The 26,696-nt window shown below is 62.4% G+C and carries 26 protein-coding genes, 1 tRNA gene and 1 riboswitch; of the genes, 20 read left to right on the top strand and 7 right to left on the bottom strand.

What is annotated here, in order from left to right; translation table 11 throughout:
• Positions 1–3: 3 nt before the first annotated feature.
• The 7 genes from C8K44_RS14010 to C8K44_RS13980 all read left to right on the top strand — a co-directional run bounded on the left by C8K44_RS14010 (position 4) and on the right by C8K44_RS13980 (position 6,971).
• Positions 4–831, top strand: coding sequence for a biotin--[acetyl-CoA-carboxylase] ligase (locus C8K44_RS14010; protein WP_109576397.1), 828 nt, complete (start codon positions 4–6; stop codon positions 829–831).
• Positions 832–853: 22 nt separating this feature from the next.
• Complete coding sequence (locus C8K44_RS14005) at positions 854–2,524, top strand: ribonuclease J (RefSeq protein WP_109576396.1); 1,671 nt, start codon at positions 854–856, stop codon at positions 2,522–2,524.
• 14 nt (positions 2,525–2,538) lie between these two features.
• Complete coding sequence (gene mce, locus C8K44_RS14000; protein ID WP_109576395.1) at positions 2,539–2,943, top strand: methylmalonyl-CoA epimerase; 405 nt, start codon at positions 2,539–2,541, stop codon at positions 2,941–2,943.
• The gene (locus C8K44_RS13995) at positions 2,940–3,209 is read left to right on the top strand and encodes a DUF1467 family protein (RefSeq protein ID WP_109576394.1); all 270 of its coding nucleotides are present in this window, start codon (positions 2,940–2,942) and stop codon (positions 3,207–3,209) included. Before mce ends, C8K44_RS13995 begins: the two co-directional genes overlap by 4 nt.
• A gap of 464 nt (positions 3,210–3,673) precedes the next feature.
• Positions 3,674–5,002 (top strand): proline--tRNA ligase, encoded by a 1,329-nt coding sequence (proS, locus tag C8K44_RS13990; RefSeq protein ID WP_109576460.1) that lies wholly within the window; start codon positions 3,674–3,676, stop codon positions 5,000–5,002.
• Positions 4,999–6,285 (top strand): lipoprotein-releasing ABC transporter permease subunit, encoded by a 1,287-nt coding sequence (locus tag C8K44_RS13985; protein ID WP_109576393.1) that lies wholly within the window; start codon positions 4,999–5,001, stop codon positions 6,283–6,285. Before proS ends, C8K44_RS13985 begins: the two co-directional genes overlap by 4 nt.
• Positions 6,285–6,971 (top strand): ABC transporter ATP-binding protein, encoded by a 687-nt coding sequence (locus C8K44_RS13980; RefSeq protein WP_109576392.1) that lies wholly within the window; start codon positions 6,285–6,287, stop codon positions 6,969–6,971. The genes C8K44_RS13985 and C8K44_RS13980 overlap by 1 nt, the downstream gene beginning before the upstream one ends.
• Positions 6,972–7,467: 496 nt before the next feature.
• Here C8K44_RS13980 and lipB read toward each other — a convergent pair whose 3' ends face one another.
• Positions 7,468–8,208: a lipoyl(octanoyl) transferase LipB gene (lipB, locus tag C8K44_RS13975; protein WP_109576391.1), complete on the bottom strand. Its 741-nt coding sequence runs from the start codon at positions 8,206–8,208 to the stop codon at positions 7,468–7,470.
• Between the two features lie 208 nt (positions 8,209–8,416).
• Here lipB and C8K44_RS13970 point away from each other — a divergent pair.
• Positions 8,417–8,501: transfer RNA gene (locus C8K44_RS13970), tRNA-Leu, on the top strand.
• Positions 8,502–8,831: 330 nt separating this feature from the next.
• On the opposite strand, the gene C8K44_RS13965 is transcribed toward C8K44_RS13970, so the two are convergent.
• On the bottom strand, positions 8,832–11,141 hold the full coding sequence (locus C8K44_RS13965; RefSeq protein WP_109576459.1) for a heavy metal translocating P-type ATPase: 2,310 nt from the start codon (positions 11,139–11,141) through the stop codon (positions 8,832–8,834).
• Positions 11,142–11,212: 71 nt separating this feature from the next.
• Between C8K44_RS13965 and C8K44_RS13960 the strand changes: the two genes are divergently transcribed.
• From C8K44_RS13960 to C8K44_RS13950, 3 genes are all read left to right on the top strand, one after another.
• Positions 11,213–11,635, top strand: a complete 423-nt coding sequence (locus C8K44_RS13960) for a helix-turn-helix domain-containing protein (protein WP_109576390.1) — start codon at positions 11,213–11,215, stop codon at positions 11,633–11,635.
• A 126-nt stretch (positions 11,636–11,761) separates the two neighbouring features.
• Positions 11,762–13,186, top strand: coding sequence for a magnesium transporter (gene mgtE / locus C8K44_RS13955; RefSeq protein ID WP_109576389.1), 1,425 nt, complete (start codon positions 11,762–11,764; stop codon positions 13,184–13,186).
• Positions 13,187–13,411: 225 nt separating this feature from the next.
• Positions 13,412–13,798, top strand: a complete 387-nt coding sequence (locus C8K44_RS13950; RefSeq protein ID WP_055969316.1) for a MerR family DNA-binding transcriptional regulator — start codon at positions 13,412–13,414, stop codon at positions 13,796–13,798.
• 7 nt (positions 13,799–13,805) lie between these two features.
• Here the strand turns inward: C8K44_RS13950 and C8K44_RS13945 are convergent, their stop codons facing one another.
• Positions 13,806–14,285 carry an isoprenylcysteine carboxylmethyltransferase family protein gene (locus C8K44_RS13945; RefSeq protein WP_109576388.1) on the bottom strand — a complete coding sequence of 160 codons (480 nt, stop codon included), beginning with the start codon at positions 14,283–14,285 and terminating at the stop codon, positions 13,806–13,808.
• Positions 14,282–15,280, bottom strand: a complete 999-nt coding sequence (locus tag C8K44_RS13940; RefSeq protein ID WP_199227092.1) for a DUF1624 domain-containing protein — start codon at positions 15,278–15,280, stop codon at positions 14,282–14,284. The genes C8K44_RS13945 and C8K44_RS13940 overlap by 4 nt, the downstream gene beginning before the upstream one ends.
• Positions 15,281–15,402: 122 nt before the next feature.
• Here C8K44_RS13940 and C8K44_RS13935 point away from each other — a divergent pair, with 122 nt between their 5' ends.
• From C8K44_RS13935 to cobO, 5 genes are all read left to right on the top strand, one after another.
• Complete coding sequence (locus C8K44_RS13935; RefSeq protein WP_109576386.1) at positions 15,403–16,092, top strand: gamma-glutamylcyclotransferase; 690 nt, start codon at positions 15,403–15,405, stop codon at positions 16,090–16,092.
• Positions 16,093–16,159: 67 nt separating this feature from the next.
• Positions 16,160–16,357: riboswitch (cobalamin riboswitch) on the top strand.
• 35 nt (positions 16,358–16,392) lie between these two features.
• On the top strand, positions 16,393–16,569 hold the full coding sequence (locus tag C8K44_RS13930) for a CbtB-domain containing protein (protein ID WP_109576385.1): 177 nt from the start codon (positions 16,393–16,395) through the stop codon (positions 16,567–16,569).
• 16 nt (positions 16,570–16,585) lie between these two features.
• Positions 16,586–17,341, top strand: coding sequence for a CbtA family protein (locus C8K44_RS13925; protein ID WP_109576384.1), 756 nt, complete (start codon positions 16,586–16,588; stop codon positions 17,339–17,341).
• Positions 17,334–17,843, top strand: coding sequence for a bifunctional adenosylcobinamide kinase/adenosylcobinamide-phosphate guanylyltransferase (cobU, locus tag C8K44_RS13920; RefSeq protein ID WP_109576383.1), 510 nt, complete (start codon positions 17,334–17,336; stop codon positions 17,841–17,843). The genes C8K44_RS13925 and cobU overlap by 8 nt, the downstream gene beginning before the upstream one ends.
• A 1-nt stretch (position 17,844) precedes the next feature.
• Positions 17,845–18,462 (top strand): cob(I)yrinic acid a,c-diamide adenosyltransferase, encoded by a 618-nt coding sequence (gene cobO / locus C8K44_RS13915; RefSeq protein WP_109576382.1) that lies wholly within the window; start codon positions 17,845–17,847, stop codon positions 18,460–18,462.
• A gap of 7 nt (positions 18,463–18,469) precedes the next feature.
• Here cobO and cbiB read toward each other — a convergent pair whose 3' ends face one another.
• Positions 18,470–19,435: an adenosylcobinamide-phosphate synthase CbiB gene (gene cbiB / locus C8K44_RS13910; protein WP_109576381.1), complete on the bottom strand. Its 966-nt coding sequence runs from the start codon at positions 19,433–19,435 to the stop codon at positions 18,470–18,472.
• Here cbiB and cobD point away from each other — a divergent pair.
• Together cobD and C8K44_RS13900 are read left to right on the top strand one after the other, a co-directional pair.
• On the top strand, positions 19,434–20,489 hold the full coding sequence (cobD, locus tag C8K44_RS13905) for a threonine-phosphate decarboxylase CobD (protein ID WP_109576380.1): 1,056 nt from the start codon (positions 19,434–19,436) through the stop codon (positions 20,487–20,489). The genes cbiB and cobD overlap by 2 nt on opposite strands.
• A complete protein-coding gene (locus C8K44_RS13900; RefSeq protein WP_109576379.1) occupies positions 20,486–20,989 on the top strand; it encodes a tyrosine phosphatase family protein in 504 nt (167 codons plus the stop codon). The genes cobD and C8K44_RS13900 overlap by 4 nt, the downstream gene beginning before the upstream one ends.
• On the opposite strand, the gene rhaI is transcribed toward C8K44_RS13900, so the two are convergent.
• Together rhaI and C8K44_RS13890 are read right to left on the bottom strand one after the other, a co-directional pair.
• Entirely contained in the window at positions 20,986–22,278 is a 1,293-nt protein-coding gene (gene rhaI / locus C8K44_RS13895) for an L-rhamnose catabolism isomerase (RefSeq protein WP_109576378.1), read from the bottom strand. The genes C8K44_RS13900 and rhaI overlap by 4 nt on opposite strands.
• A 168-nt stretch (positions 22,279–22,446) precedes the next feature.
• Complete coding sequence (locus C8K44_RS13890; protein WP_109576377.1) at positions 22,447–24,549, bottom strand: bifunctional rhamnulose-1-phosphate aldolase/short-chain dehydrogenase; 2,103 nt, start codon at positions 24,547–24,549, stop codon at positions 22,447–22,449.
• A gap of 186 nt (positions 24,550–24,735) precedes the next feature.
• Between C8K44_RS13890 and C8K44_RS13885 the strand changes: the two genes are divergently transcribed.
• Complete coding sequence (locus C8K44_RS13885) at positions 24,736–25,545, top strand: DeoR/GlpR family DNA-binding transcription regulator (RefSeq protein WP_109576458.1); 810 nt, start codon at positions 24,736–24,738, stop codon at positions 25,543–25,545.
• 54 nt (positions 25,546–25,599) lie between these two features.
• On the top strand, positions 25,600–26,595 hold the full coding sequence (gene rhaS / locus C8K44_RS13880) for a rhamnose ABC transporter substrate-binding protein (RefSeq protein WP_109576376.1): 996 nt from the start codon (positions 25,600–25,602) through the stop codon (positions 26,593–26,595).
• Positions 26,596–26,696: the final 101 nt, after the last annotated feature.

Genomic DNA, 26,696 nt, shown 5'->3' with positions numbered 1-26,696 from the left:
GGTATGGGGTTCCAACTCGCACCGACCGCAAATGTTGAGGGCTTCCGCCTGGAGGCTCACGACGCGGTAGGGTCGACCAACGCCTTGGCGCTGGAGCGGGCTATGCAAGGCGATCCGGGCAAGCTCTGGATCGTTTCCAAGAAGCAGGAAAGCGGGCGTGGCCGTCGTGGCCGCGCCTGGGCAACGCCCGAAGGCAATCTTGCCGCGACCTTGCTCAAGGTTCTCGATCACGATCTGCACTTTGCCGCGACGCTTGGATTTGTGGCTGGCCTGGCGCTTGCCGACGCGTTGGATGCGGTGGCGCCCAATGCACGATTTTCAGTTGGCGTCGACGGCGGCAGCGGGCAGGGCGTCAAGCGTTTCGAGCTGAAATGGCCAAACGACGTCCTGGCATCGGGTGCCAAGCTCGCCGGCATCCTGCTCGAGTCGACATTGCTCGGACAAGGGCGACTGGCCATTGCGATCGGCATTGGCGTCAATGTCGTAGCACATCCGACCGACGTGCCGTATCCAGCGACTTCGCTCGCAAGCCTTGGGGCCGGCGTCGATGCCGAGACCTTGTTTCTGGCACTGTCCGATGCCTGGAGCGAAAACGAACGCGTTTGGGCCGAAGGTCGAGGTTTGGCGGGGATCCGCAAGCGTTGGCTGGCGCGCGCCGCCGGCCTTGGCAGCGAAGTCGCCGTGCGGATAGAGGGAAGTGTGGTGCGCGGCGTCTTCGAGACAATCGACGAGGATTGCCGCTTCGTGATCCGTGAAGCTAAAGGTGAAACGGTAAAGATCGCCGCTGGCGACGTGCATTTTGGCGCGGTCGCTTCGGCCGGCGCGGCCTGACAGGCCTGAAAGGATTTCTGGTATGGCGAAAGCGGAAAACGCCGAGCTCGTATTCGTGCCGCTTGGCGGCGTCGGCGAGATCGGCATGAACTTCGCTCTCTATGGCTTCGGTCCGGCGAATGCGCGCGAATGGATCATCATCGACGTCGGGGTGACTTTCCCCGATGCGGCGCTGCCCGGCGTCGACCTGGTGCTGCCGGATACCCGCTTCATCGAAGAAGAACTGAAGAACCTCCGCGGCATCATCATCACGCACGCGCATGAAGATCACTACGGTGCTCTCCACGACACCTGGCCGAAGCTCAAGGCGCCGGTGTGGATGACGCCGTTCGCGGCTGGGCTTCTTGAGGCCAAGCGGCAGTCGGAGCAGGGCGCGCCGAAAATCCCGGTCACGGTCTATCGTGCCGGCGAGAAGTTCTCGGTAGGACCCTTCGAGATCGAGGCGATCGCTGTCAGCCATTCGATCCCCGAGCCGGTTTCGCTGGCAATCACCACGCCTGCGGGAACCGTGATCCACACTGGTGACTGGAAGATCGATCCGGCGCCGGCGATTGGTCCTATGACCGACGAAGCACGCTTCCGCGCCTACGGCGACAAGGGCGTCCTCGCGCTGATCTGCGATTCGACCAACGCCCTGCGCGAAGGCGACTCGCCGTCCGAGCAGCAGGTCGGCCAAGGGCTGCGCGAAGTGATCGAGCAGGCCAAGGGCCGCGTTGCGGTTACCACCTTCTCGTCCAATGTCGGCCGCATCCGCTCCATTGCCGAGGCCGCGCGCGATGCAGGCCGCCAGGTGCTGGTCATGGGCCGTTCGCTGAAGCGCGTCATCGATGTGTCGAGCGAGCTCGGTTACATGGACGGGCTGCCGGAATTCGTTTCCGAAGAGGACTACGGCTACATCCCGCGCGAAAATCTTGTCGTCATCTGCACCGGCAGCCAGGGCGAACCCCGCGCTGCACTTGCCAAGCTTGCACGTGACGAGATGAAGTTGGTTGCGCTGTCGCCGGGCGACACGGTGGTGTTTTCGTCGCGCACGATTCCCGGCAATGAAAAGGCGATCCTCGAGATCAAGAACCAGCTCATCGACCAGGGCATCAAGATCATCGAGGACGGCGACGCGCTCGTACACGTTTCCGGACATCCGCGCCGCAGCGAACTCAAGCGCATGTATGAGTGGGTGCGGCCGCGCATTGGCGTACCGGTGCATGGCGAAGCTGCTCATCTTGTCGGGCAAGGCTCGCTGATGTCGATGTCGGGCATTCCCGAAGTGGCGCAGATCCGCGATGGCGACATGCTCAGGCTCTGGCCCGGCGCTGCCGAGATCATCGACCAGGTGCCGTTCGGCCGCGTCTACAAGGACGGCAAGCTGATCGGGTCCGACGAGGCGATGGGCATTCGCGACCGCCGCAAGCTGTCTTTTGCCGGCCATGTCGCGGTCAACGTCGTGCTTGATGACAAGTACGAGCTGTCCGGCGATCCGGATCTGGTGGCGATTGGGGTAGCCGAAGTCGATGCTGGCGGCGAGGCGCTCGAGGAACTGATGCTTGATGCGGCAATAGGCGCTGTGGACTCGATACCCCGTGCGCGCCGAAAAGACCTCGACCTGGTTCAGGAAGCCGTGCGGCGCGCAGTGCGCGGTGCAGCCAATGAAGCCTGGGGCAAGAAACCGCTGGTGACCGTGTTCGTCACCCGCTGAGGGCAGGACTGAAGATGCTTGGACGCCTCAATCACGTCGCCATCGCCGTGCCAGACCTGGCGGCGGCGAGCGCCGTCTACCGCGATACGCTCGGCGCCAAGGTGACCGAGCCGCAGGCGCTGCCGGAGCATGGCGTGACGGTGGTGTTCATCGACGTAGGCAACACCAAGATCGAGTTGCTCGAACCTTTGGGCGAGGGCTCGCCGATCGCGGCGTTCCTGGCCAAGAGCCCGTCGGGCGGCATGCATCATGTCTGCTACGAGGTTGATGACATCATCGCGGCGCGTGACCATCTCAAGGCATCGGGAGCCCGCGTGCTGGGTAACGGCAATCCGAAGATCGGGGCGCATGGCAAGCCGGTGCTGTTCCTTCATCCCAAGGATTTCCAGGGAACGCTGGTCGAATTGGAGCAGGCATGACCTGGATTTCGCTAGCCGCGATGTATTTCGTCTTCTGGTGGCTGACTCTGTTTGCCATCCTGCCCTTTGGCGTCAAGACCCAGGACGAAGACCAAAATGTTACGCTGGGAACCGAGGCAAGCGCACCCCGCGGGCCGCACATGCTGCGCGCCATGCTGTGGACGACATTGGTGACAGCTGTCGTGATCGGCTCGTTCTATGCCGTGACAAAGGGGCTGGGCTACAGCTTCGACGACTTCCCGCAGTTCATTCCCGAGATCAAATGACGCATTCCCGAGAGTAGGGAATGCCGCTAAGGTCATTTCTTCGGGAAGCGCGATAAGCTGCTGTTTGGCCAAAAAAAATGCAAGGCACAAGGCCTTGCAATTTAAACGCGTCCGATCTGCTTTCCGGTAACCGGCGGCAGCGAGTTATCGCGCCTAGATCGCATCCTCCCAAGACTTTGACCGCGTAGGAGAGCGGATTTATTCTCCGCCCTCTCGGTTATCGAGGCACATTAGACTAACCGGAAATGAAATGTCACGCGGAATTTTGCTTCCGAACGGGCATTCATGTGCTGCAATGCACAATTGTCGGGCAGATGCTGCCCGTCAACCAGTCAGGGCATTCTGACGCTGCGTCGAAACGGCATGCGCGGGTTTCCATTCGGCCTTGAAATGGCTATGAAGCGCGTTCAAGCAAGCCTCTTTCTCGTGCCGATTCCGGCATCATCGTTTTCATGGAACATTCGATGCGTCTGTCGCGCTATTTCCTGCCCATTCTCAAAGAAAATCCTCGTGAGGCTGATATCATTTCCCACCGGCTGATGCTGCGTGCGGGCATGATCAGGCAGCAGGCTGCAGGCAGTTTTTCGTGGTTGCCGCTGGGCAAGCGCGTTCTCGACAAGATCTGCCGCATCGTGCGCGAGGAGCAGGACCGGGCCGGGGCGCTCGAAATCCTGATGCCGACCATCCAGTCTGCCGACCTGTGGCGCGAAAGCGGTCGCTACGACGATTACGGCAAGGAGATGCTGCGCATCAAGGATCGCCACGAGCGCGACATGCTGTTTGGCCCGACCAACGAGGAGATGGTCACGGAAATCTTCCGCTCCTACGTCAAGTCGTACAAGGACCTGCCGCTCAACCTCTACCATATCCAGTGGAAATTCCGCGACGAGGTGCGCCCGCGCTTCGGCGTGATGCGCTCCCGCGAGTTCCTGATGAAGGACGCCTACTCCTTCGATCTCGATTTCGAAGGGGCCAAGGCGGCCTACAACAGGATGTTTGTCTCTTATCTGCGTACCTTCACGCGGATGGGCCTGCAGGCGATTCCTATGCGTGCCGACACCGGCCCGATCGGCGGCGACCTCAGCCACGAATTCATCATCCTGGCCGAAACCGGCGAAAGCCAGGTGTTTTGCCATCGCGATTATCTTGGCCTGCCGGTGCCGGGTGCCGACACCGATTTCGCCAATGATGGCGAGATCGACGGCATCGTCAAGAAGTGGACGACGCCCTACGCGGCGACCGAAGAGATGCATGACGAGGCCGCATGGGCAGCTGTGCCGGAAGCCGACAAGGTGTCGGCGCGCGGCATCGAGGTCGGTCACATCTTCCATTTCGGGGAGAAGTACTCCAAGCCGATGGGCGCCAAGGTCATGGGTCCCGACGGCAAGGAACATTTCGTGTCGATGGGCTCCTACGGCATCGGCCCGAGCCGCCTGATCGCCGCGATCATCGAGGCAAGCCATGACGAGAACGGCATCATCTGGCCGGAAGGCGTGGCGCCGTTCGACATCGGCCTGATCAACATGAAGGTCGGCGATGCCGAGTGCGACCGCGTCTGCGACGAGCTCTACAAAGCCTTCGAAGCTGCCGGCAAGGACGTGCTGTATGACGACACCGACCAGCGCGCCGGTGGCAAATTCGCCACCGCCGACTTGATCGGCCTGCCATGGCAGGTGATCGTGGGTCCGCGCGGTGCGGCGGCCGGCGAGGTCGAGATCAAGAACCGCAAGACCGGCGAACGCGAGACGCTGCCGGTCGCGCAGGCACTGGCCAAACTGGGCGCCAAGGCATGAACCAAGTGGTGGCGGCGAAACCGGCGGGCGCAGGGCCCTTTTCGGTGTTCGAACGCATGGTAGCGTGGCGCTACCTGCGTTCGAAGCGCAAGGAGACGGTGATTTCCGTCATCGCTTCGATCTCGTTCCTCGGCATCATGCTGGGCGTTGCCACGCTGATTGTGGTGATGGCGGTAATGAACGGCTTTCGTGCCGAGCTTCTAACCCGCATTCTCGGCGTCAACGGCCATCTGATCGTCACGCCCATCGACACGCCGCTTGAGGACTACGCGGCGGTCGCAGACCGCATCAATGGTGTATCAGGCGTCAAATACGCGATCCCGCTTGTCGAAGGCCAGGTGCTGGCCCAAGGCAACGTCGGCGCAGGCGCCGGCGCGCTTGTTCGCGGTATCAGGGGCAGCGACCTCGGCAAGGTCACTCTGGTCGCCAACAACATCAAGCAGGGTTCGATCGTCGGTTTCGACAGCTCCGAGGGCGTGGTCATCGGCAGGCGCATGGCCGAGAACATGGGGCTGGTGCTAGGTGATTCCGTCCGGCTGGTTTCACCCGATGGCGACGTGACGCCAATGGGCATGACGCCTCGCGTCAAAGCCTATCCGATTGTCGGCATCTTCGAAGTCGGCATGTCCGAATACGATACGTCCATCGTCTTCATGCCGCTCAGCGAGGCGCAGCTTTATTTCAACTCCGAAGGCAAGGTCGGCTCGATCGAGATCTATGTCGACAATCCCGACGACGTCGACGCACTGAAGACCAAGGTCGAGGAGGCGGCGCAACGGCCGATTTTCCTGACCGACTGGCGCCAGCGCAACCAGACCTTCTTCTCCGCGCTTCAGGTCGAGCGCAACGTCATGTTCATGATCTTGACGCTGATCGTGCTGGTGGCCGCGCTGAACATCATTTCCGGCCTGATCATGCTGGTGAAGGACAAGGGCCACGACATCGCCATCCTGCGCACGATGGGGGCGACGCGCGGCGCTGTGATGCGCATCTTCCTGATGACCGGTGCTGCCATCGGCATGACCGGCACGATCGCCGGCGTCCTGCTCGGCGTCGTGATCTGTCTCAATGTCGAACGCATCAGGCAGTTCTTTTCCTGGCTCTCAGGCACCGTGCTGTTCAATCCAGAGCTCTATTTCCTCTCCCAGCTGCCGGCGAAGATGGATGTCAGCGAAACCGTCTCGGTGGTGCTGATGGCGCTGGTGCTGTCGTTCCTGGCGACCCTGTTTCCGGCCTGGCGGGCGGCAACGCTCGATCCGGTCGAAGCGCTGAGGTACGAATAATGGGCATCGAAACCGTTATCGAGCTCAAGAAGGTCGAGCGCCATTATGAGCAGGGATCGCGCAAGCTGACGATCCTCAACGATGCCAATTTCGCGCTGAAGGCAGGCGAGATGGTGGCGCTGGTGGCACCGTCCGGCGCCGGCAAGTCGACGCTGCTGCACACGGCCGGGCTGCTCGAGCGCCCGGATGCAGGTGACGTCTTCCTGAATGGTCGCGCCTGCGGGCGGCTGTCGGACGACGAGCGTACCGCTATCCGCCGCAACGACGTCGGTTTTGTCTACCAGTTCCATCACCTGCTGCCCGAATTCTCCGCGCTGGAGAATGTGATGATGCCTCAGCTGGTGAAGGGGCTTAGCCCGGCACAGGCGAGCGAACGCGCAGCACAACTGCTCGACTACATGAAGATCGGCAAGCGCGCCCAGCATCGTCCGTCGGAGCTTTCGGGCGGCGAACAGCAGCGGGTGGCGATCGCGCGCGCGGTCGCCAACGCGCCGCTGGTCCTGCTCGCCGACGAGCCAACCGGCAATCTCGACCCGGTGACGGCGGGCTATGTCTTCGACGCGCTCTCGGCTCTGGTGCGTCAGTCCGGCCTGGCAGCGTTGATCGCGACCCATAATCACGAACTTGCGGCGCGCATGGATCGCCGCGTCACGCTCTCCGAAGGCAAGATCATTCCGCTGCGCTAGATCAGTGCGACATACGATCCAACAATCGACGCCTGTCCGCCGCTATGGCCAGGCGAACAGACGATCCAGCTCAATCTGACCGCAGCGCCGTCGGTGCCTGTTTCTTAACGGGTGGCGGCGCCTTCGCGTGGGCATAAACCGTTCATTTACTGTCGAATCGCTTACGGCGGGTGCCTGCGCCCGAATGCAATGGTGCGCGTTGACATTCGAACAGAATTAGAACAAATTGAGAACATATTAAAAACAGGAGCAACAAATGACCGAACTGGTACAGGATGTCATTTCGATGGTCTGCATGAGCACCTTCCTCGTCACCATGGCGATGTGGATCGGCGCACTCTGATTTGGGCGCTTGTTGGGACGATCCTCTTGGATTCCCAACCAATGACAGAAGGTATCGGGGCCATCCCGATGCCTGGCAGGAATGGATGTCGCGAACGCACCCGCCCGGATATGGCCTCCGGTGCTTTCTGTAGTCAGCCAGCAGGCAAGGCCGTCAGGCTGTTTTCCTGACTGAGTCGGAAGCGACTTCGGCGGGCCCAAATATCTCTTCAAAGGCGATCTTGAGCGCGACATCGACGTCGCCCATCGTCACTGGCAGGCCGAGATCGACGAGGCTGGTCACGCCGTGGTCGGTGACACCGCACGGAACGATACCGGAGAAATGTCCGAGCTCAGGTTCCACATTGATTGCGATGCCGTGGAAGCTCACCCAACGGCGCAGGCGGATGCCGATGGCTGCGATCTTGTCTTCCGCCGGCGAGCCATCGGGCAGGGCTGGGCGGTCAGGACGTACCACCCATACACCGACACGGTCTTCACGGCGTTCACCCTTCACGTTGAAGGCGGCAAGCGCCGAGATAATCCAGGCTTCGAGTGCGGCGACGAAGGCGCGAACGTCCTCTCGCCTGCGCTTGAGGTCGAGCATGACATAAGCCACGCGCTGGCCGGGGCCGTGATAGGTGTACTCGCCGCCGCGGCCCGTCTTGAATACCGGGAAACGGTCGGGCTCGACCAGATCCTGTTCCTGGGCACTGGTGCCGGCGGTGTAGATCGGCGGGTGTTCGACGAGCCAGACCATCTCATCGGCTGTGCCCTGTCGAATCGAATCGGCGCGTGATTCCATGAAGGCGAGGGCCTGATCATAGGGCGTCAGGCCGGGTTCGATTCGCCATTCGACCGGAGTTGAGCCCGGAAGGGCGAGAAACGACGTGGCGATCAGGCTGCGTTCGGTCATTTTGGGGGTCCGTTCGTCGACCTGATATGGCCGCTCGGCACGGAAAGGTCCAGTCCCTGGGCTTTGAAAGCCGGCTATTGCCGCCGCAAGGCCGGACTTCCCCTGGGGCATGCAAGAATGATGGACGAATATTGCTCAGGGCGCTTGTTTCCCCGGAAACGATTTGCTACATGCCGCGAGCCGGTTCGGACCGGCCCTCTGTGACAGTGCGGTCGTGGCGGAATTGGTAGACGCGCAGCGTTGAGGTCGCTGTGGGGCAACCCGTGGAAGTTCGAGTCTTCTCGACCGCACCATCACTTTTCAGGTGACAACCAATCATCTGAACAAGCTGTTTCAGTCAGGCTGAGATTGCTTGAGCCTCGCCGGGGTCAACCGGTATTTACCAAGACATTACAGAAGATTGTGCAGCTTTGCTGCAGTTGATCGTTATGCTTTCGATCCAGGGGAATTGGCACGCAGGGCGTCTGTCTTGCTCGTCGAGCCGGTTGCGGCGCTGCATGGGCCAGTATGCGCCCTCCACGTTCGGATCCACCTGGATCCGGCGGAGCGACGGCCTTTGCGCCTCGACGCGTTGGCCCGGAGCCGTCGAACGGCCCCGGGCTGGTCTGGAGAGGAACTTTTTTTCAGCGGCCGCGCCAGGCCAGCAGTCGCATGGCGTTGGCGGTGACCAGCACCGTGGCGCCGGTGTCGGCCAAAATTGCCGGCCAAAGTCCGGTCAAGCCAATGATAGTCGTCACCAGGAAGACCGCCTTTAGCCCAAGCGCGATCGTGATGTTCTGGGTGATGTTGCCCATCACGCTCTTCGACAGTGCGATCATGTCTGGAATGTCGCTGACGCGGCCGTGCAGGATCGCGGCGTCGGCGGTTTCCAGCGCAACATCGGTGCCACCGCCCATGGCGATACCGAAATCGGCAGCGGCAAGGGCAGGGGCGTCATTGATGCCATCGCCGACCTTGGCAACGACCTGACCCTTTTGCTGCAATTCGCGCACGATTCGCTGCTTGTCGTCGGGCAGAAGGCCGGCGCGGACGGCAATGCCCAGGCCTTTGCCTATGGCCTTGGCGGTTGCTTCGTTGTCGCCGGTCAGCATGACTGTGGCGATGCCTTCGGCCTTGAGGGTGGCGAGGGCGTCAATCGCATCCGCGCGTGGTTCGTCGCGCATGGCGAGGAGGCCGGCGACCTTGTTGTCGACCACCAGTACCGACACGCTCTTGCCGTCCGCATTGAAGGTGGCGATCTGGTCCTTCAGGTCGGCCGATAGTCCAGCCATTTGCTCGGCGGCGCTTGGAGACGCCAGGAAAACGTCCTCGCCGCCGACATTGCCTGCAACACCCTTGCCGGCGACGGCCTTGGCCGCGCTTGCGGGAGGAACCGGCACGCGGTCCGCCTTGGCACGGCCGAGGATCGCGAGCGCCAGCGGATGGCTCGAACCAGTTTCAAGTGCCGCCGCGAGGGACAGGACCTTGGTTGCAGGGCGGTCGACACTGACAATGTCGGTGACCTTTGGCTTGCCTTCGGTCAGAGTGCCGGTCTTGTCGAGGGCAACCGTGGTCACCCGGCGCATGCCCTCGAGCACTGCGCCGCCCTTCAGCAGCAGTCCGCGGCGGGCACCGGCGGATAGGCCGGCGGCTATTGCTGCAGGTGTCGAGATGACCAGCGCACAGGGGCAGCCGATCAACAGGATGGCGAGGCCCTTGTATATCCATTCCTCCCACGAGCCACCTGCGAACAGCGGCGGCAAGATGGCCACCAATGCACCTACGACCAGCACCATCGGCGTGTAGTAGCGCGAGAAGCGATCGATGAAGCGCTCGGTCGGGGCCTTGCTCTCCTGGGCCTCCTCGACCAGCTTGATGACGCGCGCGATCGTGTTGTCGGCGGCGGCCGAGGTGACGCGAACCTTGAGCACCGCATCTGTGTTGATCGTGCCGGCAAACACCGCATCGCCCGCAGCTTTCGACTTGGGCACGCTCTCACCTGTCACCGGAGCCTCGTCGAGCGTGCTCGAACCTTCAACGATGGTGCCGTCGGCGGCGACACGGTCGCCGGGCCTGACCAGCATGATCGCGCCGACCTGAAGCGCATCGGCTGGCATTTCGCGGGTAGCGCCGCCTTCCTCGACCAGAGCCGTCTTGGGCACCAGGTCGGCCAGGCCGCGGATGCTGGCGCGGGCGCGGCGCGCGGCCACGCCTTCAAGCAGCTCGCCGATGAGGAAGAGCAGCACCACCATGGCCGCTTCTTCGGTCGCGCCGATGAACACCGCTCCGACAGCGGCGATGGTCATCAGCGTTTCGATCGAAAACGGCGTGCCGGTGACGGCACCGGCATAGGCGCGGCGCGCAACGGGCACCAGCCCGACCGCGAGTGCCGCCAGGAACGCCCAATGGCCGAGCTGCGGCAGAAACTGGCCGACAGCATAGGCGGCGATGAGGGCAGAGCCGCAAGCGATGGTCAGCTTGGCCTTGCGTGATTTCCACCATGGGCCGTCGTCGAGGTCGAAATGATCATGGCCGACACTTCCGGCATTTTCTGCCGGTGCCCCATGTCTTTGTCCGGAATGTTCGCCATGATCGTGACCCGAATGGTCGTGCTTGGCATGATCGTGATCATGGCCAGAATGCTTGTCGTGGCCATGCTTGTGGCCGGCATGATCGTGGCTGCAGTTTGGGCCGTGCTCGTGGACCTTCGGTTCCGTGGTTCGCGCCGCGCCCAGTTCAGCAACGGAGTAGCCGAGCGCCTTCACCTGCTTCGAGATGGCAGCGGAGGGCGCTGGTCCTTGGTGCGAAACCGTCATTGTGCCGGCTGAAACCGAGATGCCGACCTCGGTGATGCCGGGCAGGCGGCTCACGGCGTTTTCGATCTTGGTCGCGCAAGACGCGCAATCCATGCCGCCAACGCGGAACCGTGTCTTGCCGGGGTTGGCATCGTTCATGATCAGTCCTTTCAATCCTATATAAAGCGATGCTAGAATCTCTAGCCACTAGAGGATCAAGAGGTTTTTCGATGAATCTGCCGATTGGCGAACTGGCGCGGCGAACGGGCGTGAAAGTGCCGACGATCCGCTTTTATGAACAGATCGGCCTGATTGCTGCGCCGCCGCGCACCGAGGGCAACCAGCGCCGCTACGGCAGGACGGAAATCGACCGGCTCAACTTCATCCGCCACGCGCGCGAATTGGGCTTTGAGGTCGATCACATCCGCGAACTTCTGGCGATGTCGCAGGAGCCGCAGGCCTCTTGCCATCAGGCCGACAGCATTGCCAAGGCGCATTTGCGCGAAGTTGACCGGCGCATCGAGCGGCTTCAGGCGCTGCGTGGCGAGCTGTCCCGCATGATCGACGAATGTGGGCATGGCCGGATCTGCGATTGCCGCATCATTGAGGTACTGGCCGATCACAAGCAATGCGCAAGCGAGCATGTGGCCTGATTGAAACAGCGGAAAACCGCCTGGCTCGCGCGGGCGTTTCGGGCCGCATTTCATTTGATATTCCGGCCCGTTGCGGGCTAGGGATAACCCACCTCGAATCCCGAAATCCGCAAACGGGAAGCGCCGATGGAAGCCCGAAACGACCATATGCACGGCGCCGACGCCGCTGACGCTGTCCGCGCTGAAATCTATGGCGAGGACGGGGTCATTCTCGCCTCGTTCCTTGCCCATATCGGGGCGGCAATCGCCGACCGCGACACACTCACACTGAAGCGCGACGTCAGCGGCCTGCACCAATCCGAGCTCGGCGATCTGTTGGAAGCCTTGCTTCCCGAGCAGCGGCTCGCGCTGGTCGAGCTGATGGGCTCGGACTTCGATTTTTCGGCGTTGACCGAGGTCGACGAGGCGATCCGCTTAGACATCGTCGACAATCTTCCCAATGAGCAGATCGCGCAGGCCGTGCAGGAACTTGATTCCGACGACGCGGTCTACATTCTTGAAGACCTCGACGCCGAGGACCAAAACGAGATCCTGGCGCAGCTGCCGTTCACCGAGCGAATCAGGCTGCGCCGCTCGCTCGACTATCCCGAAGAATCGGCCGGGCGGCGCATGCAGACCGAGTTCGTCGCCGTGCCGCCATTCTGGACCGTCGGCCAGACCATCGACTACCTGCGCGACGACAAGGATCTGCCCGACCGTTTCAGCCAGGTCTTTGTCATCGACCCGAGCTTCAAGTTGCTGGGGGCGGTCGACCTCGACCAGATCCTGCGCACCAAGCGCGCGGTCAAGATCGAAGAGGTGATGCACGAGACGCGCCACGCCATCCCGGCGACGATGGACCAGGAAGAGGCTGCGCGCGAATTCGAGCAATACGACCTCTTGTCCGCGGCCGTCGTCGACGAGAACGAGCGCCTCGTCGGCGTTCTGACCATCGATGACGTGGTCGACGTCATCCAGCAGGAAGCCGAAGAAGACCTCTTGCGCATGGGCGGCGTCGGCGACGAAGAGCTGTCAGATACGGTCAGGGCGACCTCGCGTTCGCGCGTGCCCTGGCTTCTGGTCAATCTCGGCACTGCCTTCATTTCGGCAACGGTCATCAGCCAGTTCGGCGCAACCATCGAGGAGATGGTGGCACTGGCCGCGCTGATGCCGATCGTTGCTTCGCTGGGTGGCAATGCCGGCACCCAGACCATGACGGTCACGGTTCGCGCGCTCGCCACCCGCGATCTCGACATCTACAACGCCGGTCGCGTCATTCGCCGTGAAGTCATGGTGGGCCTGCTCAACGGCGCGATCATCGCGACCATCCTTGGCCTTGTCGCAGGTCTATGGTTCCACAATCCGGACCTCGGCTTCGTCATTGCCGCCGCCATGGTCCTGAACATGCTTGCCGCTGCACTGGCTGGCATTCTCATTCCGCTGCTGCTGGATAAATTCGGCGCCGATCCGGCGATATCGTCGTCGATTTTCACGACCATGATCACCGATGTCATCGGCTTCCTGGCGTTCCTCAGCCTTGCCACCTGGTGGCTTCATCTCGGCGGTGGTTAGCACGAGTGACGTTTCGATTCGGGACTGCTGGTCATTACGCACTCCAAAAGGCTATGGGTGCCAACTAGGGTTGTTCAATTGACTTTTACGTAAGTCGCGTGCGATCCTCTTGCCGAGATCGACAATGGTCTTTGGCTGCGCGGCGTTATCCGTCGCCCGGTTTCGCCTCGGCTAGCGCGGCATGAATGGGAAGCGGCGCGGCGACGCTCGCCGGGTGGAGAGACGATGCGGGAATACTATTCGATTACCGAACTGACCCGCGAATTCGATATCTCGACGCGGACGCTGCGCTTTTACGAAGATGAAGGGCTGGTGCAGCCTGTTCGACGTGGACGCACCCGGCTTTTTCGACCGTCAGACCGGCATCTCATTCGCCAGATCATGCGCGGCAAGCGGCTCGGCTTTTCGATCAACGAGATCCGCGAGATCATCCAGATGTATCGCGAGCCGCCCGGCGAGGTCGGTCAACTCAAGCTGATGATCAAGCGTATCGAAGAAAAGCGTGAGGACCTGCGCCAGAAGCGTCGCGACCTCGAAGAGACGCTGGCGGAACTCGACCAGGCCGAAGAATCCTGTGTCGAACGGTTGGTCGAACTCGGCGTCAACACCTGAGCGCGGATCAGATCCAGCGACGGACCTTCTTCGTGTAATCGATGTATTTCTTGCCGAAGCGGGCTTGCAGGTGCTTTTCCTCCGGCACGATGGCTAGCTTCTGCGTGGCGTAGGCCGCGATTACCGCCAGGAAGATGAACCAGACATTGGCGGTGATCAGCCCGACAGCGATCATCAAAACCGTGTTGGCGAAATAGATGGGGTTGCGCGTGAAGGAAAACGCGCCAGAGGTGACCAGATGTTCCGACGGCCTGTCAGGGCGGATCGTGGTCTTGGCGCGCTTCAAAGTCTGCATGGCAGAGTAGTAGATCGCGACGACTCCGACCAGTGCCAGCCAGCCGGCTGCATAAAGCAGATCCGACAGCGGCTCGGTGATCCATGGCAAGGGGTAGAGCATGCCGAGTGCGGCAGCCGCCACGATAGCCAGGAGATAGACGATCGGCGGCCACGGCACCTTGCTGGGGGCGGCGGCCTTGAGATCAGTCATTGCGCTCCTCCTGGTATCGTCTGGTTGTCGGTATTGGCCGAGCACATCGCGGCGGTCTGCCCGACACGTGCCTTGAGTTCGGGGCTCTGGTCGGCCGCATAGAGGCGGTCGAACGAATCATCCTTTTGCAACTCGTCGAGCATGCACACACAGTAGCGCGAGCAGAAATCCGTGTCGCGGCTTTGCTCGCACGAGCGCTGGCAAGATTTGAGGAAGGTAACTTCGCGGGTTTCGACCGGGGCGGGGAATATCTGAGCAAAGGCCCAGACCAACGAAATCATGACCGGTTGGTGGATGAGGTAAAAGGCCAGGCTGTGGCGGCCGAAGAAGCTAAGCGGCCGCGACCAGGCGCCGGGCTGAAGGCGCGCCAGCTTTTCAAACAGGCCGGCCTTGAGCGCGAGACCTGCAACACCAATGCCGGTCAGTACCGCCCCAAACCAGGGAAACACCGGCACAAAATCGTTGGAACGCGGATTGAAGGTGGACAGGCCGATCCACAAAAGCGCCGGGTGGTTGAAGGCGTCAGAGCGCAGATAGTTGGGTGCTGCGATGACCGCAGCGGCGATGACGAGTGTCAACAGGGCCGGCAGGCGCAAGAAGGCGAGGCCGAGTACGCTGGCCAATGCTATCTGGTGCAGGATGCCGAAGAAGATGAACGTGCCGGGCATGGCGAACCAGGTGGCGACCGTGATTGCCAATGCTGCCGCCGACACCATGGCCAACCGCCTGAAGTAGCCAGGCCAGCGAATGCCCTTCGCATGCGCCAGCACAAGGCTGACGCCAACGAGGAAGAGGAAGCTTGAGGCGATGCAGCGGGCGAAGAGCTTCCAGTTGCCATAGGCGGTCATGCCCGGATCGGCGTAGCCGAAGAATTCGAGATCCCATGCGAAGTGGTAGATAGCCATGGCGACGAGGGCGACGCCTCGGGCGATGTCGATGACCGATACGCGTCGCGAAGGGGCTTGAATTTGTTCAGTGCTCGGATGCATCGTCATGGCCATTCGCTTTGGCGTTTTCGGGTGTTGCAGCGCCCATGCAGCACTATCATGGTTGAAGCGGGGCGGTAGAGAGCAGTGCGGCCAGTCGTGCACAGGGTTAAGGAATTGAGGGTGCGGGAATGACCGGACGCAGGATGTCGCTGACCGAAGAATTGGTGGCCCGCTGCTATCGCGACGTGGCAGATGCCGGCCCCGATCCCGATGCGATGCATCTCGACGATGCCGACTATGAGGCGATGATTAACGAAACCCTTGGTGCGCATCCTGGCCATGGGCCGCTATGGCTGTTTGCCTATGGGTCGCTGATCTGGAAGCCCGAGGTCGAGCACACCGAAGAGAAGGTAGCGCTGGCTCGCGGCTGGCATCGCTCGTTTTGCGTCAGCATGAACCGCTGGCGGGCAACAAAAGAGCAACCCGGACTGATGATGGGCATGGATCGCGGCGGCCAATGCAAGGGCGTGGCGCTCCGGCTCATGGACGGCGACAGGCGCGAGCAGCTCGACAAGCTCTACCGCCGCGAGATGACGCTGAAACCTTCGACCTACAAGCCGCGCTGGCTGAACCTTGCCACCGATGACGGCCCGCTGACAGCGCTCGCCTTCGTCGTCAATCGCGGTGGCCGGGCCTATGCCGGCGCCCTCGGAGAGGAGGATGTCGTCGAGCGGCTGGCCACAACCTGCGGCCATTGGGGCTCTGCTGCCGACTATCTCTACAATGTGGTGAAGAACCTTGAGCAGCGCGCCATCCACGACCGGCATCTGTGGCGGCTGCAGCATCTGGTGGCCGAACGAATCGCGGCCCGGAGCTGATCGCCAAAACGCCGCATTCGCACTGCCCGGCGTCGGAATTTGGTTTGCCGCCCAAGGCAATTGTTTCTATAGTCACGGCGTCGTCGGTTCCGTTACGGAATCAAGAGGGAATGCGGTAAGGGCCTGTTGAAGGTCCGAAGCCGTGGCTGCCCCCGCAACTGTATGCGGCTAGCTCTCCCCAAATGCCACTGAAGCTTGCTTCGGGAAGGCGGGGAAGGGTGTCGATCCGCAAGCCAGGAGACCTGCCGGCGACAGGGACACTTCTAAGGGCCCTCGGGTGGAGGGCGAAAGGATTTTAAGATGAATACCATTTCTGCAATCGGCGCCGACGTTTCCTCGCAGTCGCGCACCTTGCAACTTGCGCTTGCGGCGCTGCTCGGACTTTTCGTTGTTGGCTTCCTCGGGTTCTCGCATATGGACGTGGTGCACAACGCTGCCCACGACTATCGCCACTCGATGGCTTTCCCCTGCCACTAACGAAAGCACCCCAACCATGTCTGTGTTTCGCAACGTCGTGTTCATCGCGGCGATCAGCGGCCTATTGGCTGGCGTGATCCTTGCCGCGCTTCAAACCTACGCAACCGTCCCACTGATCCTCAAGGCCGAGACCTATGAGAATGCGGGTGGCGGCCATGACCACGCCGCGGCACCGGCCGCTGGCGCTGAGACCACCGCGCCCGCGGCGCAAGCCGTAGCTCCCGCCGAAGAGGCTGAGGCCTGGGCTCCCGCCGATGGCTTCGAGCGTTTCGCTTATTCGGCCCTGGCCAACATCGTCAGCGGCGTTGCTTTCGCGCTGATCCTTGTTGCCGTTTCCGAATTCGCCGGAGGCATCGCCAACTGGCGTCAAGGTGTGTTTTGGGGTTTTGCCGGTTTTGCAGTCTTCACCCTGGCTCCCGGCCTTGGGCTTCCGCCAGAACTGCCTGCCATGCCGGCTGCCGATCTTGGTGCGCGCCAAGTCTGGTGGACGATGACGGTGGTGGCAACCGCGGCCGGATTGGCGCTCATCGCCTTCAAGCAGTCGCTGCCGCTGGCCATCCTTGGCGTTGCCCTGATTGTTGCTCCACACATCATTGGTGCGCCACAGCCTGAAAGCCACGAATCGCCGATCCCCGCCGATCTGCATCACAGCTTCGTTGTTGCCGTGACCATCACCAATCTGGTGTTCTGGGTGGTGCTCGGTGCTGTCGCCGGTGCGGTGCGGCAGCGTTTCATGGGTTCGCAGGGCGCATTGCGCGGCAGCTTTGCCTGAGAAACTGACATTTCTGCTTGGCGGTGCGCGCTCTGGAAAGAGCGCGCATGCCGAGCGGCTCATCACGCAGTTTCCTGCGCCGTGGACGTATATCGCCACGGCGCAGGCCTATGACGACGAGATGCGCGAGCGCATTTCGATCCATCGCGGCCGCCGCGGCGAGGGCTGGCGGACGCTCGACGCGCCGCTCGATCTGGTGGGCGTGCTCGCCAGCCTGCCTGATGGCGCGCCGGTGCTGGTCGACTGCCTGACGCTTTGGCTTACCAATCATCTGCTGGCCGATCATGACGTCGAGGTTGAAAGCGCTCGGCTCGCCGAGGTGCTGTCGCGGCCGCGCGGCCCATGGTTTGTCGTTGCCAACGAGGTCGGGCTTGGAATCGTGCCCGACAATGCGCTGGCGCGTCGCTTCCGCGACGCTGCCGGCAGGCTCAATCAAATGGTAGCGGGCGGCGCTGACGAGGTGCTGTTCATGGTCGCCGGCTTGCCGATGAAAGTGAAATGAGATGAAGGACATCAACGAGACCGAGGCCGAGCGCCATCGCGCCAAGATGGCGAAGCGCAAGGCAGTGCAAGACGCCGAGGTGGCGGAAAAGACCATCGTCGAAAAGGGCCTGCTGATCGTCAATACGGGCCCCGGCAAGGGCAAGTCGACCGCGGCCTTCGGGTTGGCGCTGCGCATGCTCGGCTACGGCCATCGTGTCGGCGTGGTGCAGTTCATCAAGGGTGCGTGGCATTCGGGCGAGCAGGATGCGTTTGCCGCTTTCGGCGACCGCGTCGTCTGGCACACAATGGGAGAAGGCTTCACCTGGGAGACACAAGACATCAAGCGCGACATCGCCGCTGCAGAGGCTGCCTGGGCCAAGGCTCAGGAGCTGATGGCCGATCCCAGCATCGCGCTTGTCGTGCTCGACGAGCTCAACATCGCGCTACGCTACGACTATCTCGACCTCGAAGCCGTCGTTGCTGCGCTCAAGGGCCGGCGCGAGGGATTGCATGTCGTGGTCACCGGGCGCAACGCCAAGCCGGCACTGGTCGAGGCGGCCGACCTCGTCACCGAGATGGGGGCTACGAAGCACCATTTTGCATCGGGAGTGAAGGCGCAGAAGGGTATCGAGTTCTGACGGGCGGCTAAAGCCAGAGGATGACGGCAATCAATCCCATTGCACAGACCATCAGCGCATCGGCGGTCCAGTAAAGCCTGAGTGCGGCGCGGATATCCTGCGCGTGCGCTTCGCGCCGGCCGCCATCGCCCATGAAGGCATCGTCGACCATCACCCCGCCATAAGCGCGTGGACCGGCAAGGGCGAGGCCGAGCGCGCCGGCCATCGCGGCTTCGGGCCAGCCGGCATTGGGCGAACGGTGTTTTTTCGCGTCGCGCCAGACGGCCTGCCACGCGCGGTGCGGGTCGGCGCCGGGCACGAGAAAGGCGGCGAGCACGATCAGCAGGGCGGTCAGCCGCGATGCCGGCAGGTTGATCAGGTCGTCGAACCGGGCGGCAGCCCAGCCGAAGGCCTCGTGGCGCTTGGTGCGGTGGCCGATCATCGAATCGGCGGTGTTGGCAGCCTTGTAGGCGGCACCTCCGGCGAAGCCGAAGACGGCAAGCCAGAAGGCAGGCGCGGTGATGCCGTCGGAGAAGTTCTCGGCCAGGCTTTCGATGGCGGCGCGGCTGACCCCGGCTTCGTCGAGCCGTTCGGGGTCACGACCGACGATTTGCGATACCGCCTTGCGGCCTGCGGCTATGCCGCCGCCTTCGAGCGCGTCTGCCACCGCTTTCACATGGCTGCCGAGGCTGCGCTGGGCGACCAGGCTGGAGGCGGCGATCGCGGTGAGAAGGATGCCGAAGGGGACAAGACCAAAAAGGCGCTCGATGGCAAGGGCGATACTCGCCGGAACGCAAACGATGATCGCGAGCGCTACCACACCCAAAATACGCCGTCTGGCGTCGGTATCGGTGGCGCGGTTGAGGGTGGTGTCGAGAAAGGATATCAGCTTTCCGACCCAGATCACCGGGTGGCCGATGGTACGCACCAGCCGGTCCGGATAACCGAGACCGAGTTCGAACAGAAGCGACAGGAAGGCTAGCGGAACGAACATGACGCTTCTTGATGGACGAAGGACTGGGACGGTCGACCACGGCGGCAGCCTGGAGCGGGCGAGGGCGCTGTTTCCTGGAGCGCCCGAGCCGTTCGTCGACTTGTCGACCGGGATCAACCCGCACTCCTATCCGCTTTTCGAGCTGCCTGCCACAGCCTTGTCGCGCCTGCCCGAGCCGGGCCGCGCACGCGACCTCGCAGCCATCGCCGCAACCGCCTATGGCGCGCCGACGGCGGCCAATGTGGTGCCTGCACCGGGCACGCAGATACTTCTTCCGCGCATTGCTTCGCTGGTTCGCCCCGGTCGGGCCTTCGTGCTCGGACCGACCTATCAGGAGCACGCGCGCGCCGCCGCGATTGCCGGTCATCAGGTGGTGGAGGCGCATTCGTTTGAACAACTCCTCGACGCAGACCTAGCCGTGGTGGTCAATCCGAACAATCCCGACGGGCGAGTGGTGCAGCGATCCGATTTGCTCGAACTGGCAGCCAGCCTGCGCTTGCGCGGCGGATTGCTGGTGGTCGATGAGGCGTTCATGGATGTTGGACCTCAGTCGCAGAGCCTCGCCGGCGATGTCGAACAGGGCGGCATTGTCGTCCTGCGTTCCTTTGGCAAGTTCTATGGGTTGGCCGGCATCCGGCTCGGTTTTGCGCTGGCACACCCCGATATTGCGGGGCGGCTGGAGGAAGAGCTTGGGCCGTGGTCGGTTGCGGTGCCGTCGCTCGAATATGGCATCAAGGCGTTGTCGGACAGCGACTGGCAGCGCGAGATGCGGATCACGCTCGCTCATGCCGCGCACCGGCTGGACCAGGCTTTTGCACGCGTCGGCGTGATCGTAACCGGCGGCACCTCGCTGTTCCGCCACGTCGACATCCCTGACGCCGCCGGCTTGTTCAAGGCTCTGGGTCGCGAGGGGATATTGGTACGCAGGTTTGCCGACCGTCCGACGCAACTGCGCTGCGGCTTGCCGGGTACCGAATTGGAGTGGCGACGGCTCGACATTGCCTTGGGTGACTGGGCGCAGGACCGGCAACAAGCCAAGGGGGCGGTCGGATGATCTATGTATGCCCGCTCTCCAAGGTCGACGAGACGGTTGCACGTGTGGGCGCCGAACGGCTGATCTCGCTGCTGACGACAGGCACCGAGATGACGCGGCCGGATGCGATCCGCGCTGAAAACCACCTTTTGATGAACATGCACGACATCTCTGCCGAGCAAGACGGCATGACGCTGCCTGGCGAGGCGCATGTGCGCCGTATCCTGGATTTCGCGAACAGCTGGGACCGGTCGCGGCCGCTGGCGATCAACTGCTACGCCGGGGTCAGCCGGTCGACGGCCTCGGCCTACATCATCGCCGCGGCGTTCTCGCCAACGCGAGACGAGGCCGAGCTTGCCGCTACGCTGCGCCGGCTGTCGCCATCGGCGACGCCCAATCCGCGCCTGATCGCTGTCGCCGACCAGATTTTGGGCCGCGACGGGCGCATGGTGGCGGCCATTGCCGCAATCGGCCGCGGTGCCGATTGCTTCGAAGGCGTGCCCTTCGGACTGGACTTTTAGACTATGCCGCCGCTGCCGCCCACCACTGCCGGACGCTCCGCGGCCACCTTGGAGCGGTAGCCCGCCGCGCGGTACGAGGCGACGGGGTCGATGGCGCCGCCTGATCTGAGTCGCGCCATGGCAAGGATCGGTTCGACATCCGTGCGGTAGGCGGTTTTCAGCGTCTGGGTCGCCATCAGCGCGTCATTGGTTTCCTGGAAACCTTCCAGCGCCGTCCGGTCGACCAGCAGTGCCGTCGCATAGGCGCGCTGCACTTCGACCGCCGACAGCATCAGGCTCTCGATCGGATCGGTGACGTTGTGGCTCTGGTCGAGCATGTGGGCAGGGTTGAAGCCGTCGGCGTGGTTGAGTTCGGCGTCGACCAACTCATTGAAGACGAGGAAGAGCCGATATGGGTCGATCGAGCCGGCGTCGAGGTCGTCGTCGCCATATTTCGAATCGTTGAAATGGAAGCCGCCGAGCTTTTTGAACTGGATCAGCCGGGAGACGATCATCTCGATGTTGACGTTGGGCGCGTGGTGGCCGAGGTCGACGAGGCAGAACGCCTTCGGCCCCAACTCCTTAGCGATGATGTAGTTGGTGCCCCAGTCCTGCACGACAGTCGAATAGAAGGCAGGCTCGTACATCTTGTGCTCGGAAAACAGCCGCCAGTCCTCGGGCAAGGCTGCGTAAATCTCGCGCATCGAATCAAGATAGCGCTCGAAGGCCTTGGCGAAATTGACCTGGCCGGGGAAATTCGAGCCGTCGCCGATCCATACCGTCAGCGCCTTGGAGCCGATCGTCTTGCCGATCTCGATGCATTCGAGATTGTGCTCGACCGCTTGCCGGCGGGTGCCGGCGTCGGCGTGCGACAGTGAACCGTATTTGTAGGAACGCTCCTGGCCCCTGGCGTCGGAGAAGGTGTTGGAGTTCATGGCATCGAAGCCGAGACCGAAGCGGCTCGCCGCCTGCTTCAGCCTGTTGGCGTCGGCCTTGTCCCAGGGGATATGCAGCGACACGGTGGGGGTCGCCTTGGTCAGTTCGTTGATGATGGCGCAATCCTCGATCTTGTCGAAGATATCGCGCGGCTCGCCAGTGCCCGGAAACCGAGCAAAACGCGTGCCGCCGGTGCCCACACCCCAGGACGGGATGGCGACACCAAAATTCTGCACCTTGTCGCGGATGGCGTCGATCTTGATGCCGCGCCGCTCGAGCTGCTCGCCCAGCGCGTCGTAGTCGCGGCGGAGATTGCTTTCACGCGCGGCGTTGTCTTTTGCGACAATCTCGGCCGCTATGATCTGTTCGGTCACTGCAAATTCCTCCCAAGTTTTTTCGGCTTGCGCTGCCCCTCATCCCCCTGCCGGGACCTTCTCCCCGCAAGCGGGGAGAAGGAGACAAGCGGTGCCGTTGTGGCCAGCCCCCTTCTACGGGGAGAAGGTCCCGGCAGGGGGATGAGGGGCAGCGTCTCGTCAACCGTCCTACCGCGTAAAACTCTGCGCGTTGCCAGCGTCGACATTGATGATGTTGCCGGTCGATTTGGCCGACATGTCGGAGGCGAAGAAGTAGATCGCCTCGGCGATGTCTTCGGGAAACACCGAGCGCTTCAGCATCGAGCGCGAACGGTAGTGTTCCTCGAGCTCGTCGGTCGACATGTTGTAGGCCGCGGCGCGCTGTTCCTTCCATTCGCCGGTCCATATCTTGGAGCCGCGCAGGACGGCGTCCGGATTGACGACGTTGACGCGGATCTGCTCGCTCGCACCCTCCAATGCGAGGCAACGGGCGAGATGGATTTCGGCAGCCTTCGCGGTGCAATAGGCAGCGGCATTTGGCGAGGCGGCAAGGCCGTTCTTGGAGGCGACGAAAACGACGTTGCCGCCGATCTTTTGGGTGCGGAACAGCTTGAACGCCTCGCGCGACACAAGGAAATAGCCTGTCGCCAGGATGTCCATGTTCTTGTTCCACAAAGCGAGCGTCGTCTCCTCGATCGGCGCGGACGAGGCAAGGCCGGCATTGGACACCAGTATGTCGATGCCGCCGAACTCGATTGCCGTATCCGTGAAGCCCGATATGACCTGTTCCTCGCTGGTCACGTCGATGCGGACAGGGCGCACGAAGTCCTTGCCGAAAGCTTTGGACAGCTCCTGTTCGGCAGTTTCGAGGGCTACCTGGTCGATGTCGGCTAGGACCACGCAGGCGCCTTCGCGCAGCAGTCGCGCGGCCGTTGCCTTGCCGATGCCGCCGGCACCTCCGGTGACCAGCGCAATGCGGCCAGCAAGCGATTTCGGCTTGGGCATGCGCTGCAGTTTTGCCTCTTCGAGCAGCCAGTATTCGATGTCGAATGCCTCCTGCTCGGGCAGGCCGACATAGGTCGACACCGTGGACGCGCCGCGCATGACATTGATGGCGTTGACGTAGAACTCGCCCGAGATGCGCGCGGTGGCCTTGTCTTTGGCAAAAGTGATCATGCCGACGCCGGGGACGAGGTAGACGACCGCATTGGGGTCGCGGATGGCAGGCGAGTCGGCACGCTTGCAGCGCTCGTAGTAGGCGGCGTAGCCTTTGCGGTAGTCCTCCACGGCGTCGGCAAGGCCGGCGAGGGTCTTGTCGATGTCGGGGCGGGCCGGATCGAAGTCGACGACCAGCGGGCGGATCTTGGTGCGCAGGAAGTGGTCGGGGCAGCTGGTTCCCAGTGCCGCGAGATGTTCGAGTTCCTTCGAGCCGACGAATTCCAGCACCGCGTCCTGGTCGTCGAAGTGGCCGACCTTCGGCTCCGACGCCGAGATCAGGCCGCGGATCGCCGGCATCAGCTTTGCAGCGACGGCGCGGCGCTCTGGCGCTGACAGCGTTGGCCGGGCAAAGCCGCCGAAGATCGTCTTGCCGGCGGTATTTTGCTCGAACCATTCGATGGCCCGATTGATGATGCGGATGGTGGTCTCGTAGCTGTCCTTGGCCGTCTCGCCCCAGGTAAACAGGCCGTGGCTTTCGAGCACGACGCCCCTGGCATCCGGGTTTTCCTGGCAGAACTTCTCCAGCCACAGACCCAACTCGTAGCCGGGCTTCTTCCACGGCAGCCAGCCGATCTCGCCGCCAAATATGTCCTTGGTCTGCTCCCGGCTGTTTTTCGAAGCGGCAATCGCAATGATCGCGTCGGGGTGCATGTGGTCGACATGCTTCTTGGGCACATAGGCATGGAGCGGCGTGTCGATGGAGGCCGCGCGCGGATTGAGATTGAAGGTGCAATGCGGCAGGTAACCGACCATCTCGTCTTCGAACTCGACGCCGCGATAGAGTTGCTTCAGGCCATTGAGCTTGTCCTGGTAGAGCGTGGAGAAGCCGTCGAGCTTGATCGTGCCGACGTCGCCACCCGACCCCTTGACCCACAGAACTTCGACCATGCCGCCGGTGAGCGGGTCTTTTTCCATCACCTTGGCCGAAGTGTTGCCGCCACCAAAATTCGTGATGCGCTTGTCCGAACCGAGAAGATTGGAGCGATAAAGCAGACGTTGCGGCTCGCTCATGGCAGCGGCTTTCGCGTCGTCCCAAAGATCGGCGAGGCGCGAGCTGGAGCGCGTGTCTGACATGTCTGTTCCTCCCGGTGCGCACGAGACAGCGGTGCGTGATGGGTGTCAAAATCACACGGTCAGCCGCGATATGTCAATCAGAAACGATCAATATCGATCATGATGCACTGCACAATGAAAATATTTGATTGGAAATGATTGACACTGCGCAGTCGGGATGAGTTAATGACCATGCAGGGAGGAACCATGCACGAAAAAGAACGCCACCGGATCATTCTGTCCGCCGTCCAGGAAAAGCCTGTGGTGACGGTGCAGGAACTGGTCGACCTGACCTCCTCGTCGGAGGCAACGATCCGGCGCGATATCGCAGCCCTGCATGTTCAGAAGCGCCTGCGCCGTGTGCGCGGCGGTGCTGAAGCAATCACCCCGCCGCAGTTCGTTGGCCTCGCCGGCCGCCCGTTCAGCGTCAACGAGACGCTCAACGCCGCCAAGAAGCGGGCGATCGCCCGTGAGGCGGTGGAACTGTGCAAGGATGGCGAACCGATCATCATCAATGGCGGCACCACCACCTTCCAGATGGTGCACTTCCTGACCAACCGGCGCATGCCGATCTTTACCAACTCGTTCCCCATCGCCGAGCACCTGCTCAAGCACTCCAAGAACACGGTGATGCTGTCGGGCGGAACGATCTACCGCGAGCAGAACATCATCCTGTCGCCCTTCGACAACGACGTGACGCGCAATTTCTATGCCCGGCGCATGTTCATGGGCGCGCAGGGGCTCGGTCCTCTGGGACTGATGGAAGGCGACCCGCTGCTGATCCAGGCCGAACAGAAGCTGATCGATCAGGCCGACGAGCTTGTCGTTCTGGTCGACTCCTCGAAGTTCAAGCAGCGTTCGAGCCTGATCCTGTGCGGGTTGGCGCGAATAACCACAGTCATCACCGACGAGGACATCGAGGACCGGGAGGCCGCCATGCTGGAAAGTGCCGGCGTGACGCTGGTCGTCGCCAAGAGCCAGGTGAGGAGTAGGGAGGAATCTTCGCTGCACGCATGAGGGAAGGCCTCGCGCCGCAGTGCTGATGGAATGCAACGCTCTAGGGAGGAAACGATGAGCATTCTGAGGAAACTGATGGTCGCCGCCGCACTGTCGGCCGCGATGTTTGCGACCGCCGCGCATGCCGAAAACGTCAAGATCGCCCTGGTGGTGAAATCGCTCGGCAACGGCTTCTTCGACGCGGCCAACAAGGGCGCGCAGGAAGCGGCCAAGGAACTCGGCGACGTCGAGGTGATCTACACCGGCCCGACGAAGGCTACCGCCGAGGCGCAGATCGAGGTGATCAACGCGCTGATCGCACAGAAGGTCAACGCAATCGCCATTTCCGCCAATGACGCCGACGCACTGGTGCCGGCACTCAAGAAGGCGATGGAACGTGGCATTACGGTCATCTCGTGGGATTCGGGCGTTGCTCCCGAAGGCCGTCAGGTCCACCTCAACCCGTCCGACACCAATCTGATAGGCGAAACCATCATCAAGCTCGCTGCAGACTATCTGCCGGAAGGCGGCGACGTCGCGATATTGTCGGCATCCTCGACCGCGACCAACCAGAACGCCTGGATCGAAGCGGCCAAGAAGGCGCTGCCGGAGAAGTTCCCCAAGATCAATCTCGTCGCCACAGTCTATGGCGATGACGACTCGGCCAAGAGCACCGACGAGGCCAAGGGCCTGCTCAAGTCCTATCCCAACCTCAAGGCGATCATCGCACCGACCACCGTCGGCGTCGTTGCCGCAGCCCAGGTCGTCACCGACGAGAACCTGATCGGCAAGGTCAATGTCACCGGCCTCGCGCTGCCGTCCGAGTTCAAGAAGTTCATCGACAACGGCGCTTCGCAGGCCGTTGCGCTTTGGAACCCGATCGACCTCGGCTACTCCGCTGTCTACCTTGCCCATGATCTCGCGGTGAAGAAGATGGAGGCCAAGCCCGGCGCCAAGCTTTCGATCGGCCGCGTCGGTGAAGTCACCCTCGATGACACCAATTCGGCGCCGATGGCGGCACCCTTCACCTTCGACAAGAAGAACATCGAAGAGTTCTCGAAGATCTACTGATCTTGGAACGCCGTGGCCGGCGGGGCATTGTCCCGCCGCGCCTTCCCCAGACCTGCCACAGGGCCTGAGACGGATATGGACACGAAAGCCCACACGACCCA

Origin of the sequence: Aminobacter sp. AP02, from assembly GCF_003148805.1 — a bacterium.
Classification (GTDB): domain Bacteria; phylum Pseudomonadota; class Alphaproteobacteria; order Rhizobiales; family Rhizobiaceae; genus Aminobacter.
This window is presented reverse-complemented; position numbering and strand designations above follow the sequence as displayed.

Coding starts and splice junctions, on each gene's coding strand:
- C8K44_RS14010 (WP_109576397.1), top strand. CDS start 4: ATGGGGTTCCAACTCGCACCGACCGCAAATGTTGAGGGCTTCCGCCTG.
- C8K44_RS14005 (WP_109576396.1), top strand. CDS start 854: ATGGCGAAAGCGGAAAACGCCGAGCTCGTATTCGTGCCGCTTGGCGGC.
- mce (WP_109576395.1), top strand. CDS start 2,539: ATGCTTGGACGCCTCAATCACGTCGCCATCGCCGTGCCAGACCTGGCG.
- C8K44_RS13995 (WP_109576394.1), top strand. CDS start 2,940: ATGACCTGGATTTCGCTAGCCGCGATGTATTTCGTCTTCTGGTGGCTG.
- proS (WP_109576460.1), top strand. CDS start 3,674: ATGCGTCTGTCGCGCTATTTCCTGCCCATTCTCAAAGAAAATCCTCGT.
- C8K44_RS13985 (WP_109576393.1), top strand. CDS start 4,999: ATGAACCAAGTGGTGGCGGCGAAACCGGCGGGCGCAGGGCCCTTTTCG.
- C8K44_RS13980 (WP_109576392.1), top strand. CDS start 6,285: ATGGGCATCGAAACCGTTATCGAGCTCAAGAAGGTCGAGCGCCATTAT.
- lipB (WP_109576391.1), bottom strand. CDS start 8,208: ATGACCGAACGCAGCCTGATCGCCACGTCGTTTCTCGCCCTTCCGGGC.
- C8K44_RS13965 (WP_109576459.1), bottom strand. CDS start 11,141: ATGAACGATGCCAACCCCGGCAAGACACGGTTCCGCGTTGGCGGCATG.
- C8K44_RS13960 (WP_109576390.1), top strand. CDS start 11,213: ATGAATCTGCCGATTGGCGAACTGGCGCGGCGAACGGGCGTGAAAGTG.
- mgtE (WP_109576389.1), top strand. CDS start 11,762: ATGGAAGCCCGAAACGACCATATGCACGGCGCCGACGCCGCTGACGCT.
- C8K44_RS13950 (WP_055969316.1), top strand. CDS start 13,412: ATGCGGGAATACTATTCGATTACCGAACTGACCCGCGAATTCGATATC.
- C8K44_RS13945 (WP_109576388.1), bottom strand. CDS start 14,285: ATGACTGATCTCAAGGCCGCCGCCCCCAGCAAGGTGCCGTGGCCGCCG.
- C8K44_RS13940 (WP_199227092.1), bottom strand. CDS start 15,280: ATGACGATGCATCCGAGCACTGAACAAATTCAAGCCCCTTCGCGACGC.
- C8K44_RS13935 (WP_109576386.1), top strand. CDS start 15,403: ATGACCGGACGCAGGATGTCGCTGACCGAAGAATTGGTGGCCCGCTGC.
- C8K44_RS13930 (WP_109576385.1), top strand. CDS start 16,393: ATGAATACCATTTCTGCAATCGGCGCCGACGTTTCCTCGCAGTCGCGC.
- C8K44_RS13925 (WP_109576384.1), top strand. CDS start 16,586: ATGTCTGTGTTTCGCAACGTCGTGTTCATCGCGGCGATCAGCGGCCTA.
- cobO (WP_109576382.1), top strand. CDS start 17,845: ATGAAGGACATCAACGAGACCGAGGCCGAGCGCCATCGCGCCAAGATG.
- cobD (WP_109576380.1), top strand. CDS start 19,434: ATGACGCTTCTTGATGGACGAAGGACTGGGACGGTCGACCACGGCGGC.
- cbiB (WP_109576381.1), bottom strand. CDS start 19,435: ATGTTCGTTCCGCTAGCCTTCCTGTCGCTTCTGTTCGAACTCGGTCTC.
- C8K44_RS13900 (WP_109576379.1), top strand. CDS start 20,486: ATGATCTATGTATGCCCGCTCTCCAAGGTCGACGAGACGGTTGCACGT.
- C8K44_RS13890 (WP_109576377.1), bottom strand. CDS start 24,549: ATGTCAGACACGCGCTCCAGCTCGCGCCTCGCCGATCTTTGGGACGAC.
- C8K44_RS13885 (WP_109576458.1), top strand. CDS start 24,736: ATGCACGAAAAAGAACGCCACCGGATCATTCTGTCCGCCGTCCAGGAA.
- rhaS (WP_109576376.1), top strand. CDS start 25,600: ATGAGCATTCTGAGGAAACTGATGGTCGCCGCCGCACTGTCGGCCGCG.